Origin of the sequence: Paenarthrobacter sp. NPDC057355, from assembly GCF_042667405.1 — a bacterium.
Lineage (GTDB): Bacteria > Actinomycetota > Actinomycetes > Actinomycetales > Micrococcaceae > Arthrobacter.
Genome location: NZ_JBHVAL010000001.1, coordinates 768,206 through 781,492, shown reverse-complemented (window position 1 = coordinate 781,492; position 13,287 = coordinate 768,206). Strand labels below are relative to the sequence as shown.

Sequence of the window (13,287 nt, the reverse complement as noted above, 5' to 3'; positions counted from 1 at the left end):
CTGGTTGTGGCAGCAGAACAACGGGTTTCAGAGCTGAGCCACCGGTCTTCCAGGGCTGCCGCACCCCAAGGATGGTGCGAACCGGAAGGCATACTATCGACTTCTGTCAACGCCTGCGGGTTTTGACAATATTTGCCCCACTGGGCGCCGGATGTGGCGGTGTCGCTGGGGCAGGAGTGTTGCCGTATATGGATAATGACCAGGTTGTAGCCGTTAATGAAGAGGCAGCCCCCGCGGAAACCGCGGAAGCGCCAAAGAAAGCCACACGGACCCGGCGCAAGGCTGCGCCGAAGGCGGTCGAAGAAGTAGAGACGCCTGCAATTGAGGTGCCCGCTGTCGAAGAGACAGCTGAAGCTGCTGAGAAGCCGGTACGCCGGACCCGCGCCCGCAAAAAGGTCGAACCCGCCGAGCCGCTGCCCGGACTCGGGGACGACACCGCCGTCGAGCAGGAAGCCGCTGCAGGCAACCAGTCCGAGGCCGTTGTTGAAGCTGCCCCCGAAAAGCCGGTCCGCCGTCGTCGTGCTGCAAAGCCGAAGGTAGAAACGGAAGAGGCGCCCGTTGCGGCGGAAGTGGTCGAAGAACCTGCCGCAGAAACCACGACGCCGGACGCCGGCTCCCAGCCCGAGACGCCTGCTGCTGAGGAAGAAGCTGCCGAGGACGCCGCATCTGCCGAAGAAGCAGCTCCCGCAGCGACGTCACTGTTCATGGAGCCCGTTTCCATTACCTCCATGATTTTCCAGGCCCCTGACCTCACCACCGTCCCGCGTGCCGCTGCTGCGGAAGAGAAGGACGACGAGGCTGAAGACGACGCCGAAACCGGCGCTGAAGGCGAACTGGACGAAGGTGGCAACCGTCGTCGCCGCCGGAGCCGTGGCCGCCGTGGCCGCCGCGGAACCGAGCGCGAAAATGACAGCGAAGACAGCAGCGACTCCGGGGATGAAGAGGCTCCGGCAGCTGAAGCCCTCGAAGAGGGCGTCACGTCGCGTCGTCGTCGTCGGCGCCGCCGCGGGGACCAGGACCTTGAACTGACCGGCGGCTCGGACGACGACCCGCCCAACACGGTCACCCGTGTCCGCGCTCCGCGCCCCATCACGGAAACTGCCCCCTCCAACCGGGTAGCCAGCGTCAAGGGCTCCACGCGGCTTGAGGCGAAGAAGCAGCGTCGCCGCGAGTCCCGCGAGACCGGACGCCGCCGCCAGGTCATCACGGAAGCGGAGTTCCTGGCACGCCGCGAGTCGGTTGACCGGCAGATGATCGTCCGGCAGCGCGATGACAGAATCCAGATCGGTGTCCTTGAGGACGGTGTTCTGGCTGAGCACTTTGTGTCCAAGACGCAGCAGGACTCCCTGATCGGCAACGTGTACCTGGGCAAGGTCCAGAACGTTCTGCCGTCGATGGAAGCTGCCTTCGTGGACATCGGACGCGGACGTAATGCGGTGCTGTACGCCGGTGAAGTGAACTGGGACGCGGTCAACCTCGAAGGCCAGCCGCGCCGGATCGAGAACGCACTGAAGTCCGGCGACTCCGTCCTGGTCCAGGTCACCAAGGATCCCGTGGGCCACAAGGGTGCCCGCCTCACAAGCCAGATTTCCTTGCCCGGCCGCTATTTGGTGTACGTGCCAGGCGGGTCCATGACCGGCATCTCCCGCAAGCTGCCCGACGTCGAACGCAACCGCCTCAAGCGCATCCTCAAGGACCGCTTGCCCGAAAATGCCGGCGTCATTGTCCGTACCGCCGCTGAAGGTGCGTCGGAAGAAGAACTGACCCACGACATCAACCGGCTCCGCGCGCAGTGGGAAGGTATCGAAGGGCAGGCTTCCTCCACCAAGGTGCTTGCGCCGGAGCTGCTCTACGGCGAACCGGACCTCACCATCAAGGTGGTCCGCGACGTCTTCAACGAGGACTTCTCCAAGCTGATCGTTTCCGGTGACGACGCCTGGGACACCATCGAGGCCTACGTCACCTACGTTGCTCCCGACCTGGTGGGCCGGCTCGAGAAGTGGACCAAGGACCAGGACATCTTCTCCGCTTGGCGCATCGACGAGCAGATCCACAAGGCACTCGAACGCAAGGTCTTCCTGCCCTCCGGTGGTTCGCTGGTCATCGACCGCACCGAGGCCATGACCGTGGTGGACGTCAATACCGGTAAGTTCACCGGCAGCGGCGGCAACCTGGAAGAGACAGTCACCAAGAACAACCTTGAAGCTGCCGAGGAAGTAGTCCGGCAACTTCGCCTGCGTGACATCGGCGGCATTATTGTCATCGACTTCATCGACATGGTCCTCGAATCCAACCGCGACCTTGTGCTGCGCCGCCTGGTTGAATGCCTGGGCCGCGACCGTACCAAGCACCAGGTTGCTGAAGTGACCTCGCTCGGTTTGGTACAGATGACGCGCAAACGCATGGGCACCGGACTCCTTGAAGTTTTCGGTGAGCAATGCGAGCATTGCGCAGGCCGCGGTGTCGTGACGCACGACGAGCCCGTGGAGCACCGCCGTGCCAACGTTGTGGCCGCCGAGCAACACCGTCCCAACACCGAGGCTCAGCAGCCCACCGCCCGCACCGAACGCAAGCGCCGCCGCGGCAAGGGCGGAGCGCAGGGTGCGGCAGAGGCGCCGGCCCAGGCCCACTCGGCACCCGCCCCGGCCGCACCGGCTGCCCACCCGGAACCGCAGGATCCTGCGCGCCAGGCAAAGGCCGAAGCGACCCGTGCGGCGCTGGCAACTATTGCCGCCGCTGCGCATGCTGCCCACCTGCACGACGACGAAATTCACAAGGCCGAAGAACTGGCCCGGGCTGCAGGACAGCACGACGCCGGCGCAACGTCTGTGCCTCCTGTGACCGCGGATGCTCCCGCGGACCAGGCCGCAGAGGCCCATGAGGCCGCGGTCCGGGAAGCACGCTCCACCCCGGTGCTTCGCTTTGGCGGTGAAGAAGTTGCGTTGCCGTTCGTTGAACACCACGACGAGCCGCAGAGCTCCGAACCGGCCATGAGCCTGGACCGTTTGGCCGAGGCGTTCTCGCACCTCGGGGCAGCCCCGGCGGTCGAGGAAGAGGGCACCCAGGAAAGTGCAGCGGCGGCTGCTCCCAAGGCTGCAGCGGCCCCGGCCGCGGCAGCTTCGGCACGGGTTCCCGCAGCCGAGGAAGCTCCTTCGGCTTCGCGTGGCCGCCGGGGCCGCCGGAACCGCAGTGCCAGCAGGGCACAAGGGGCAGCCAACGAGACCAGCGTTGAGCACCACGAGGAAGCTGCTTCGGCTGCCCAGGGTTCAGCCCACGAGTCCAAGGCGCCGGCAGAACCGGTCAGGAAGCCGGCTTCAGAGGAACCCATCATCCTTGGAGTCGGCGTGCCTGCTTCCGAGCTCTGATCGACCCAGCGGTTTCAAGGGCCCTGTAATATCCGCCAGGAGCGGGCATTGCGGGGCCCTTGCCTTTACCGGTGCGTTAGGCTGGGGGACTGACACGGGGTGCCAGGCGTTGGGCCGGGCTGAGATCCAGACCCGTTGAACCTGTCCGGTTAGCACCGGCGAAGGGATGTCCTCATGGCTGAGTTGTCATATTCCTCTGTATACCCGTTGGTGACGGACCGCAGGCAGACCCCGCGGGTACTGAGCATTGCAGGCTCCGATCCCTCCGGGGGAGCCGGAATCCAGGCGGACCTGAAGAGCATTGCCGCGCACGGCGGCTACGGAATGGCTGCCATCACTGCCCTGACTGCACAGAACACCCATGGCGTCAGCGCGGTGCACGTACCCCCGGTGGAGTTCCTGCGGCAACAGTTGACCGCGATCAGCAGCGACATTGCCATCGATGCCGTCAAGATCGGGATGCTGGGGGACGCAGAGGTGATTAATGAGGTCCGCAGGTGGCTCGAGGAAGTGCGTCCCGCCGTCGTCGTCCTTGACCCGGTGATGGTAGCCACCAGCGGTGACCGCCTCCTGACGGAGACGGCAGGGGATGCTCTTCGTTCCCTGCTTCCCTTGGCGGACCTCATCACGCCCAACCTGCCGGAGCTTGCCATGTTGTTGGGCGAGCCCGAGGCGCCCGATTGGGCTTCGGCCCTGGAGCAAGGCAAGCGACTGGCCGCAGAATGCGGCAACACCGTGCTGGTCAAGGGCGGTCACTTGGCGGGCTCGGAATGTCCGGACGCGTTGATCAACACCGGTGGCTTGTTGCGACAGGACATCGTGGAGGTAGCCGGACCACGGATTGACACAAAGAACAGCCATGGCACTGGGTGCTCGTTGTCTTCGGCGTTGGCCACGGTCCAGGTACGTGAGGGTGACTGGGAAGCGTCGCTGCGGGACGTAAAACCCTGGCTGCTCCAAGCGCTGAGGGGTTCAGCTGAGTTGGAGGTTGGCGGAGGCAACGGGCCTGTGGACCACTTCCACCATCAGCGCAAGCTCAGCAGCGGCGGGTTCGCAGCCACGTTGTGGAAAGAAGCCGTCCCTGAGCTTGAAAGAATCCACGAGCTGGACTTCATCCAGGAACTGCAGTCCGGGCAGCTGCCGGAGACGGCATTCAGCTACTACCTGGCACAGGACGCCATCTATTTGAACGGCTATTCCAGGGTGCTTGCCCGGGCAGCTGCCTTGGCGCCCACGGAAGAGGAACAGCTGTTCTGGGCCAAGGGCTCACAGCAATGCCTGGAAGTTGAATCGGAGCTGCACAGGAACTGGCTGAGCACCCGTGAGGCGTCGGACGTGACCGGGCCGGTAACCAAAGCCTACGTGGACCACCTGCTGGCCGCTTCGATGTCGGGCAGCTACGCAGTGGTCCTGGCCGCAATCCTGCCTTGCTACTGGTTGTACGCGGAGGTGGGGCAAAAACTCCACACAGCTTTTGTGGAGGCCGGGGCGTCAGCCGCCCATCCTTACGCGGAGTGGCTGAGGACCTATGCCGACGAGGCCTTTGCCGCCGCTACCCGCGAGGCCATCACGTTTACCGACGCCGCGGCAGTCGCAGCCTCGGGCCGTGAGCGGGCAGACATGCTCGAGGCCTTCCGGCAGTCCTGCCGCTACGAGACCGCGTTCTTCGATGCTCCCCGGCTTTACGCCCCGGGCCATGCGGCAATCCGGTAGCAAAGCCGGCTTACTCCGCGCGCCGGATCGCGTGAAGCGTTGCCGAACCCTGTAGGCTGTATGGGCACGGTGCCGGGAGAGTCCGTTACGACTCGTGACGCAAGTCACGTGGCAGCCTCCGGATCCGGCCTCATTTGCAGCTGAGGGTCAAACTAGCGTAATCTTGATCTTCGGTGCTTACGCCAACACTTGGGTTATGCCCCGTGGAATTGTTCATGGGATGACTCGCGGGCTTCGAACAGAAGTCCACGGCGTTGAGGCACAGCGTGAACCCAGCCTGATTTCCGGCTCAGGGTTCCGCACGCAAATTTAGTTATAAACGTCGAGAGAAGTGAGTACCCAAGTGGTGTACGCGATTGTCCGCGCAGGCGGCCGCCAAGAAAAAGTTTCCGTTGGAGACTACGTAACGCTGAACCGCGTCCCCGGTGGAGCCGGCAGCACGCTTGAGCTGCCCGCCTTGCTCCTGGTTGACGGCGACAAGGTCACCTCCGCTGCTGCGGAACTGGCCAACGTCAAGGTTACGGCTGAAATCCTCGAAGACCTCCGTGGTCCGAAGATCGTCATCCAGAAGTTCAAGAACAAGACCGGCTACAAGAAGCGTCAGGGTCACCGTCAGGAACTGACCAAGATCAAGATCACCAGCATCGCGTAACTTTCGTTACCGCTGTTCAGATTTTCAGTTTCCCAGAAATTTAGAGGCAGGCATTTCAGATGGCACACAAAAAAGGCGCGAGTTCCACTCGCAACGGTCGTGACTCCAACGCACAGTACCTGGGCGTCAAGCGTTTCGGTGGTCAGGTAGTTTCCGCCGGCGAGATCATCGTCCGCCAGCGTGGAACCCACTTCCACCCCGGTGCAGGCGTCGGCCGTGGTGGCGACGACACCCTGTTCGCCCTGCAGGCCGGTGCGGTTGAGTTTGGTACTCGCCGCGGCCGTCGCGTAGTGAACATCGTTGCTGCTGCAGCTGCAGAGTAACAACAAGTTCTGAACCGGTGGAGCGGGCCAAACGGCCCGCTCCACCGTTCTTTTAACCGCATTACAATCGACTAGGGCGCCCCGGGCGCACTGGTTTTGCAACAGCGCTGGCAACAGCAACAACGCTGGAAACAGCAACTGAGGAGATCCACGTGGCGAGCTTTGTAGACCGGGTAGTACTGCATGTATCCGGCGGAACCGGCGGCCACGGCTGTGTCTCCGTGAAGCGCGAGAAGTTCAAGCCGCTCGGTGGTCCCGACGGCGGCAACGGCGGCAATGGCGGCGACGTCATCCTCCGCGTCTCCGCGCAGACAACCACTTTGCTGGACTACCACCACGCACCCCACCGCCACGCCACCAACGGTGGCCCGGGCATGGGGGACTGGCGCGGTGGCAAGAACGGCGAAACCCTCATTCTTCCCGTGCCTGACGGCACTGTGGTCAAGACCAAGGACGGCGAGGTCCTGGCCGACCTCGTCGGCGAAGGCACCGAGTACGTTGCAGCCGCTGGTGGCCAGGGAGGCCTCGGCAACGCGGCCCTGTCATCGCAGAAGCGCCGGGCCCCTGGTTTCGCGCTGCTCGGCATCGAAGGCGAATCCAGCGACATCGTCCTGGAACTGAAGTCCATTGCCGACATCGCACTCGTCGGTTTCCCGTCCGCCGGCAAGTCCAGCCTGATTGCCGCCATGTCCGCCGCGCGCCCGAAGATTGCGGACTACCCCTTCACCACCCTGATTCCCAACCTCGGCGTGGTGGAAGCAGGCGATGTCCGTTTTACCATCGCCGATGTCCCGGGCCTCATCGAAGGTGCCAGCGAAGGCAAGGGCCTTGGCCACAACTTCCTGCGCCACGTCGAGCGTTGCGCGGCTCTTGTCCACGTCCTTGATTGCGGCACCCTGGAATCCGACCGCGATCCTTTGTCCGACCTCGCCATCATCGAAGCCGAGCTTGAGAAGTACGCGGTGGACATGAGTTACGCCGGCGCCGACGGCGAAGTTGTTCCGTTGAACGAGCGCCCCAAGCTGGTTGTCCTGAACAAGGTGGACCTTCCTGACGGCAAGGACATGGCAGAGTTCGTCCGTCCCGACCTTGAAGCACGCGGTTACCGCGTCTTCGAAGTATCGGCGACCAGCCACGCGGGCCTGCGCCAGCTCGGATTCGCCATGGCTGAGATCGTCAAGGCCGCGCGCGACGCCGTCCGGACTGCGCCGCCGAAGGTGGCTGCGCCGGTCCTGCGGCCACGTGCCGTCAACGAATCCGGCTTCAGGATCCGCCGTGAGGAAAAGAACCTCGAACCGCTGTTCCGCGTCCTGGGCGAAAAGCCCGTGCGTTGGGTCAAGCAGACCGACTTCACCAACGAGGAAGCCATCGGCTACCTGGCCGACAGGCTCGCGAAGCTTGGCGTTGAGACTGAGCTGTTCAAGGTCGGCGCCAAGCCCGGCGACACCGTGGTCATCGGTGAGGATGACGGCGTCGTCTTCGACTGGGAGCCCACCATGATGGCAGGTGCCGAACTGCTGGCAACGCCGCGAGGCACCGACATCCGTATCGCCGACATCGGTGACCGCCCCACCCGCTCACAAAAGCGCGAAGAGCAGATCGAGCGCCGCGAAGCCAAGGCTGCAGCACGTGCTGAACTGGAAGCCGAGCGCAAAGCGGGCATTTGGACTGAATCCGTCAGCGGTCGCCGTGCGCGGACAGTGAGGGAGAGCACCCTGGATTCCGGTGATGACGACTAGGACCGTCGAAGCTCCCGGGGAAGCTGCAGGATTGGAACGCCAGGGGATAGCTGACGCCAAGCGGATCGTGGTCAAGGTCGGATCCTCCTCCTTGACCAGCATCAAGGGCGGCATCTCGGAGAAATCCCTGACCCAACTGGTGAATGCCCTCGCTGCTAAGCGAAACGCAGGCACTGAGATCATCCTGGTGTCTTCGGGTGCCATCGCCGCCGGATTGGCGCCCTTGGGCCTGGCAAAGCGGCCCAAGGACCTCGCCACGCAGCAAGCAGCAGCGAGCGTCGGCCAGGGGCTCCTCATGGCGCGCTACACGCAGGCCTTCAACGCCCACGGGGTCACTGTGAGCCAGGTTCTGCTGACAGCCGATGACCTGATGCGCCGAACCCAGCACACCAACGCCTTCCGTGCCTTGGACCGGTTGTTGAACCTCGGTGTGGTGCCGGTGGTCAATGAAAATGACACCGTGGCCACCCACGAAATCCGTTTTGGTGACAACGACCGCCTCGCGGCGCTCGTGGCGCACCTCGTCCGCGCCGACGCGCTCGTGCTGCTCTCCGACGTCGACGCCGTCTATAACGGTCCTCCCTCCCAGGGTGCCCGGCGCATTCCGCTGGTCCGCGGCCCCCAGGATCTGGAGGACGTGACCATCGGCAAGGCCGGGAAGGCCGGTGTCGGAACCGGTGGCATGATGACCAAGGTCGAGGCCGCCTCCATTGCCGCGGGCTCGGGCATCCACGCATTGGTAACTTCCACGGCCAACGCTGCAGCCGCCCTTACGGGGGAGGACGTCGGAACCTGGTTCGCGGTGAACGGGAACCGTAAACCTGTTCGCCTCTTGTGGCTGGCCCACCTGGCTACGGTTCACGGCCGATTGACTCTCGACGACGGCGCCGTGAAGGCCGTGCGCGACCGGCACCGTTCGCTGCTTCCGGCAGGAATCGCGGGGGTCAGCGGTGACTTCGAAGCCGGTGATCCCGTCGAGATGGTGTCACTGGACGGAAGCATCGTGGCCCGTGGACTGGTGAACTACTCATCCCAGGAGCTTCCCCGCATGCTGGGCCGGACCACCCAGGAGCTTGGCCAGTCCCTGGGGCAGGGCTATGACCGTGAAGTTGTTCATGTTGACGATCTGGTGCTTCTGCAGAGGCCGCGCTCATCTAAACTGGGTGCATGACTGAAGCGCTGACCCCTGACGCCCCCGTGATCTCCGACGTTACCGGTACCACCGGCCACGCACCGGAGAACCCTGCGGCAGGACGCCTTCCGTTGTCACCGGAAGAGCTTGAGGCTGCCGTCCACGCCATTGCCGACCGCTCAAGGAAGGCAGCCCGACGCCTTGGACAGGCGAACCGTGCATGGAAGGACCGTGCGCTTCGAGCCATCGGTGCGGCATTGCTGGAGAACCGTAAGCAAATACTCGAGGCCAACGCCAGGGATGTCGCTGCGGGCCGCTCCAACGGCACCTCCGCAGCGCTTCTTGACCGCCTCACTCTGACTCCGGAGCGTATTGACGGCCTGGTTGCAGCCTTGGAGAACCTGGCCGGCTTGCCCGATCCCGTGGGCAATGTGGTCAGGGGACAGACGCTGCCCAACGGCCTCCGCCTTCGCCAGGTCAACGTCCCTATGGGCGTTGTCGCTGCCATCTATGAAGCCCGTCCCAACGTCACGGTTGACATTGCCGGCCTGGCCCTGAAGAGCGGCAATGCGGTGATCCTCCGGGGTGGTTCTGCTGCCGCGAACACGAACGAGGCCTTGGTCCGGATCCTGCGCGACGCCCTGGACTCGGTGGGGCTTCCCGCTGATGCCATCCAGACCGTCGACCAGTACGGTCGCGAGGGTGCCAACGTCCTGATGCGGGCCCGTGGCCGGGTTGATGTGCTCATTCCCCGGGGCGGACGGGACCTCATCCAGACCGTGGTGAACAACTCTTCTGTGCCCGTCATCGAAACCGGAGAAGGCAACGTCCACATCTTCATCGACGAATCTGCGGGTGAAGAGATGGCCGTCGAGATCCTCCTCAACGCAAAGACCCAACGCCCCAGTGTCTGCAACACCGTGGAGACACTGCTGGTGCACTCGGGTTCCACCACACTGCCGGCTGTTGCGGCCGCCCTGCGGAAAGCCGGAGTGACGCTCCACGTCGACGACCGGATTGCTGCGGCGCTCGGCAGCAGTGTCGACACCGTTCCCGCTGACGACGACGACTGGGCCACTGAATACATGGACCTCGACCTCGCAGTAGCCATGGTGGACAGCCTGGACGATGCGGTGAAGCACATCCGCAAGTGGACCACCGGACACACTGAAGCAATCCTGACGAACAACCTGTCCAACGCCGAACGCTTCATCGCCGAGATCGACTCCGCTGCCGTCATTGTGAATGCATCGACCCGGTTTACCGATGGCGGCGAACTCGGCCTTGGTGCCGAGGTCGGCATCTCCACGCAAAAGCTTCACGCCCGCGGCCCCATGGGCCTGAGCGAATTGACCACCACAAAGTGGATCGTGCAGGGCGAAGGCCAAGTCCGCGGCTAGCAACGCGGTAACATAGAACAGAAGCCAGGAACGGCGGGGAGTCCCGCCGTCGAAATCCTTTGAGAACCAACTAGGGGAGAAGATGCTGTTTCAGCAGATCGCCACGTCCATTGCCGCCCAGACAGAAGGCGGCCACGAGGAACTCGCCCCGTTGTGGGCCGAGCCGTGGGTTTTCGGCGTCGTCATGTTCGCCCTGCTGCTGGTTCTCATGTTCGTAACTCTGTCCTACACCAACCTGGGCAACCGCCACGAGGCAGTGGAAGAGCACGCCGATCCGCACCGCCAGCACCCGAACAAGCACACCCACGGCCAGGGCCACTAACATTATTGCCGCAACACCTCGCGGGGAGTCGGAGCGCAGGCTTCGGCTGGGCGTGATGGGTGGAACCTTTGACCCCATCCATCACGGCCACCTTGTGGCTGCAAGTGAAGTCGCAGCCAAGTTCGACCTCGACGAAGTCGTCTTCGTGCCCACGGGCCAGCCATGGCAGAAATCGCACAAACTGGTCAGCGAACCTGAGCACCGGTACTTGATGACGGTCATCGCCACTGCGTCGAATCCGCGGTTTACTGTCAGCCGGGTAGATGTCGACCGCCCCGGTCCGACGTTCACCATAGATACCTTGCGGGATCTTCGGGCCCAGCGTCCGGATGCAGACCTGTTCTTCATCACAGGCGCAGATGCCCTGGCCCAGATCCTGTCCTGGAAAGACGTGGACGAGCTCTGGTCCCTGGCGCACTTCGTGGGGGTGACCCGTCCCGGGCACGAGCTGAACGATCTCGGGCGGACGGACGATGTCAGCCTGCTCGAAGTTCCGGCCATGGCGATCTCCTCCACGGATTGCCGCATACGCGTCGGTGCCGGCAACCCCGTGTGGTATCTGGTGCCGGATGGCGTGGTGCAATACATCGCAAAGTATGGACTGTATGCACCGGCGGCCGCAGCGGGAGAATTGTCACCTGCATTTTCCGGATCAGACGACCAAGCACGTACTGAATGAGTTTGTAATATGAGCAGCCAGGAACAGCGACCCATCCGCAGCAGGCGTGAACTTCGCCGTGCCCGGGAAGAGAACCCTGAGGCCCAGTCGGAGGCAATCGCACCACCGCAAACGGACGCAGTTGTCGATGCAGAGCGTCCCAGCGCCCGCAACCGTCGCGCCGCAGATGTCCCCGTAGACGCAGTGGGTGCTGCAGCGCAGGAACGTTCGTCTCAGATCCGGGCACGTGACCGTGCAGCCCTGCGCACCATCAAGGAGCTCGCCGACAAGGAAGAGCAGCTGTCCGGTGGCGGTCCGCCCACGCGTCGCCAGCTTCGGCTTCAGCAGCTTCAGGCAGAAGTCGCCACGTCAATGAACCCGGTCGTTCCTTTGCCGGGCGCCAAGCCTGAGGTTGCAGGCAACGATGGGGGCAAGCAGCAAACCCCTGAACAGCAGACCCCGGCAAAGCAGCAGGAGGCTGCGCAGCAGCAAGACCCCGCGCAGCAGCAAGACGCCTCGCAGCCAAAGAAAGCTGCGCCCTCCAACAGCCCCAAGGGGCCTGCGGAGTCGGAGATGTCTGTGGAACAGGCTCTGGCGGTCCGTGAATTGATTGCTGCGCAGGTCCAGAACCAAACCTCCAAGCTCGAACATATTGCTGAGCAGGATCCGTTGGCTGTTGATCCTGATGTCCTGGCCCAGCAGATCGCCTTGGCTGAGCGCGCGGCGGTGCTGAACAAGCGCGCGGCAGCGAAGCAGAAGCTTGCCGAGCAAAACCAGGCCGGACCAAGCCAGGCCGGGCAGGGCAAGGACAAGTCCACATCGGCCGGTCCTTCAACGGCGAACAATTTGGCGATGGTGACTCCGCTGGAGTTCGTCAAGGTTCCTGGTGTCGAACGTCCGGTGATGAAGCGCCCGAGTACTACCTTCGTCCCGGTGGTCACCTCGTCAGGTCCAAAGCTTGATGCAGGGAAGGCGCCGGCAAAAGAGCGCTCCCCGCGTGGCCGTGCAGGAGTCCTGGCCCGGGCAGAGGCAGTCGCCCGATCGGCCAGGAACAAGACTGAGCCCAAGGCTGGGCCCGGTGAAGAGGCGCAGAGGCCGCCTGTATCTGCCAGCACTGCCTATGGGCTGGATCCCTTGGACGCCAACACTGCCGGCTTGGCCAGGGCACAGCGGAACCGCTTATTGCAGTACGGTGTTCTGGCGCTGGGTCTCGTGGCCCTGATCGTCGGCATCATCATGATTACCAGCGGATAGTTCCGCCCCACACGGCTCACGCCATCTCACGGCCACGCGCCATAACTAGGAGTTCCCTTGTCTGCACACGAACAATCAATCACCCTCGCCCGTCATGCTGCACGTGCCGCAGCCGACAAGCTGGCAGAAGACATCGTCGCCCTTGATGTCAGCGAGCGGCTTGCACTGACTGACGTTTTCCTCATTGCCTCCGCTCCCACAGAGCGTCAGGTCAATGCCATTGTGGACGGGATCGAAGAGGAGCTGCTTAAGCAGGACCTTCGCCCGGTCCGCCGCGAAGGACGTTCGGAAGGTCGCTGGGTCCTCTTGGACTACGCTGACATCGTCATCCACGTGCAGCACGCCGAAGACCGCGTGTTCTATGCCTTGGAGCGCCTGTGGAAGGACTGCCCTGTGGTTGACCTTGAGCTGGGCGATGCGACCCAGGCCCAGGCCGCAGCCGCGGAGGATTCCGAAGCCTAGGCGCAGCGCGGATTCCGAATATGCCCGATTTGGAATTTTCGGAAATGCTGTTCTAAGATATTTGAGTTGCTTCGGCGCGGATGGCCCCAGAGGTCAGGCGTCGGGCGGCAAGAATATGGGGCTGTGGCGCAGCTGGTAGCGCACCTGCATGGCATGCAGGGGGTCAGGGGTTCGAGTCCCCTCAGCTCCACCATATTGGTCCGGCGGAAAGCAGGATAAAAAAGGAGAGCTACCAACTTGGTAGCTCTCCTTTTTCATGTCCGTCGT

Annotated in this window: 11 protein-coding genes, 1 tRNA gene and 1 riboswitch; all 12 genes read left to right on the top strand. The window is 63.6% G+C overall.

Annotation, left to right across the window (positions count from 1 at the left end; all coding sequences use genetic code 11):
• Positions 1–188 precede the first annotated feature (188 nt).
• Complete coding sequence (locus ACFUOZ_RS03590; RefSeq protein WP_377544835.1) at positions 189–3,365, top strand: Rne/Rng family ribonuclease; 3,177 nt, start codon at positions 189–191, stop codon at positions 3,363–3,365.
• 85 nt (positions 3,366–3,450) lie between these two features.
• Positions 3,451–3,549, top strand: a riboswitch (TPP riboswitch).
• Positions 3,540–5,078 carry a bifunctional hydroxymethylpyrimidine kinase/phosphomethylpyrimidine kinase gene (gene thiD / locus ACFUOZ_RS03585; protein ID WP_377544833.1) on the top strand — a complete coding sequence of 513 codons (1,539 nt, stop codon included), beginning with the start codon at positions 3,540–3,542 and terminating at the stop codon, positions 5,076–5,078. Its footprint overlaps the riboswitch before it by 10 nt.
• A gap of 343 nt (positions 5,079–5,421) precedes the next feature.
• Entirely contained in the window at positions 5,422–5,730 is a 309-nt protein-coding gene (rplU, locus tag ACFUOZ_RS03580; RefSeq protein WP_144659108.1) for a 50S ribosomal protein L21, read from the top strand.
• A 59-nt stretch (positions 5,731–5,789) separates the two neighbouring features.
• Positions 5,790–6,053: a 50S ribosomal protein L27 gene (gene rpmA / locus ACFUOZ_RS03575; protein ID WP_003803426.1), complete on the top strand. Its 264-nt coding sequence runs from the start codon at positions 5,790–5,792 to the stop codon at positions 6,051–6,053.
• Between the two features lie 152 nt (positions 6,054–6,205).
• Positions 6,206–7,792 carry a GTPase ObgE gene (gene obgE / locus ACFUOZ_RS03570; protein ID WP_377544831.1) on the top strand — a complete coding sequence of 529 codons (1,587 nt, stop codon included), beginning with the start codon at positions 6,206–6,208 and terminating at the stop codon, positions 7,790–7,792.
• The gene (gene proB, locus ACFUOZ_RS03565; protein ID WP_377544829.1) at positions 7,782–8,963 is read left to right on the top strand and encodes a glutamate 5-kinase; all 1,182 of its coding nucleotides are present in this window, start codon (positions 7,782–7,784) and stop codon (positions 8,961–8,963) included. Before obgE ends, proB begins: the two co-directional genes overlap by 11 nt.
• Positions 8,960–10,324 carry a glutamate-5-semialdehyde dehydrogenase gene (locus ACFUOZ_RS03560; protein WP_377544827.1) on the top strand — a complete coding sequence of 455 codons (1,365 nt, stop codon included), beginning with the start codon at positions 8,960–8,962 and terminating at the stop codon, positions 10,322–10,324. The genes proB and ACFUOZ_RS03560 overlap by 4 nt, the downstream gene beginning before the upstream one ends.
• An 82-nt stretch (positions 10,325–10,406) precedes the next feature.
• Positions 10,407–10,646 (top strand): hypothetical protein, encoded by a 240-nt coding sequence (locus ACFUOZ_RS03555; RefSeq protein WP_144659008.1) that lies wholly within the window; start codon positions 10,407–10,409, stop codon positions 10,644–10,646.
• A 4-nt stretch (positions 10,647–10,650) separates the two neighbouring features.
• Complete coding sequence (gene nadD, locus ACFUOZ_RS03550; protein ID WP_377544978.1) at positions 10,651–11,325, top strand: nicotinate-nucleotide adenylyltransferase; 675 nt, start codon at positions 10,651–10,653, stop codon at positions 11,323–11,325.
• 9 nt (positions 11,326–11,334) lie between these two features.
• Entirely contained in the window at positions 11,335–12,558 is a 1,224-nt protein-coding gene (locus ACFUOZ_RS03545) for a hypothetical protein (protein WP_377544825.1), read from the top strand.
• 57 nt (positions 12,559–12,615) lie between these two features.
• Positions 12,616–13,020, top strand: coding sequence for a ribosome silencing factor (rsfS, locus tag ACFUOZ_RS03540; RefSeq protein ID WP_377544823.1), 405 nt, complete (start codon positions 12,616–12,618; stop codon positions 13,018–13,020).
• A 117-nt stretch (positions 13,021–13,137) separates the two neighbouring features.
• Positions 13,138–13,213: transfer RNA gene (locus ACFUOZ_RS03535), tRNA-Ala, on the top strand.
• Positions 13,214–13,287 lie beyond the last annotated feature (74 nt).

Coding starts and splice junctions, on each gene's coding strand:
- ACFUOZ_RS03590 (WP_377544835.1), top strand. CDS start 189: ATGGATAATGACCAGGTTGTAGCCGTTAATGAAGAGGCAGCCCCCGCG.
- thiD (WP_377544833.1), top strand. CDS start 3,540: ATGGCTGAGTTGTCATATTCCTCTGTATACCCGTTGGTGACGGACCGC.
- rpmA (WP_003803426.1), top strand. CDS start 5,790: ATGGCACACAAAAAAGGCGCGAGTTCCACTCGCAACGGTCGTGACTCC.
- proB (WP_377544829.1), top strand. CDS start 7,782: ATGACGACTAGGACCGTCGAAGCTCCCGGGGAAGCTGCAGGATTGGAA.
- ACFUOZ_RS03560 (WP_377544827.1), top strand. CDS start 8,960: ATGACTGAAGCGCTGACCCCTGACGCCCCCGTGATCTCCGACGTTACC.
- ACFUOZ_RS03555 (WP_144659008.1), top strand. CDS start 10,407: ATGCTGTTTCAGCAGATCGCCACGTCCATTGCCGCCCAGACAGAAGGC.
- ACFUOZ_RS03545 (WP_377544825.1), top strand. CDS start 11,335: ATGAGCAGCCAGGAACAGCGACCCATCCGCAGCAGGCGTGAACTTCGC.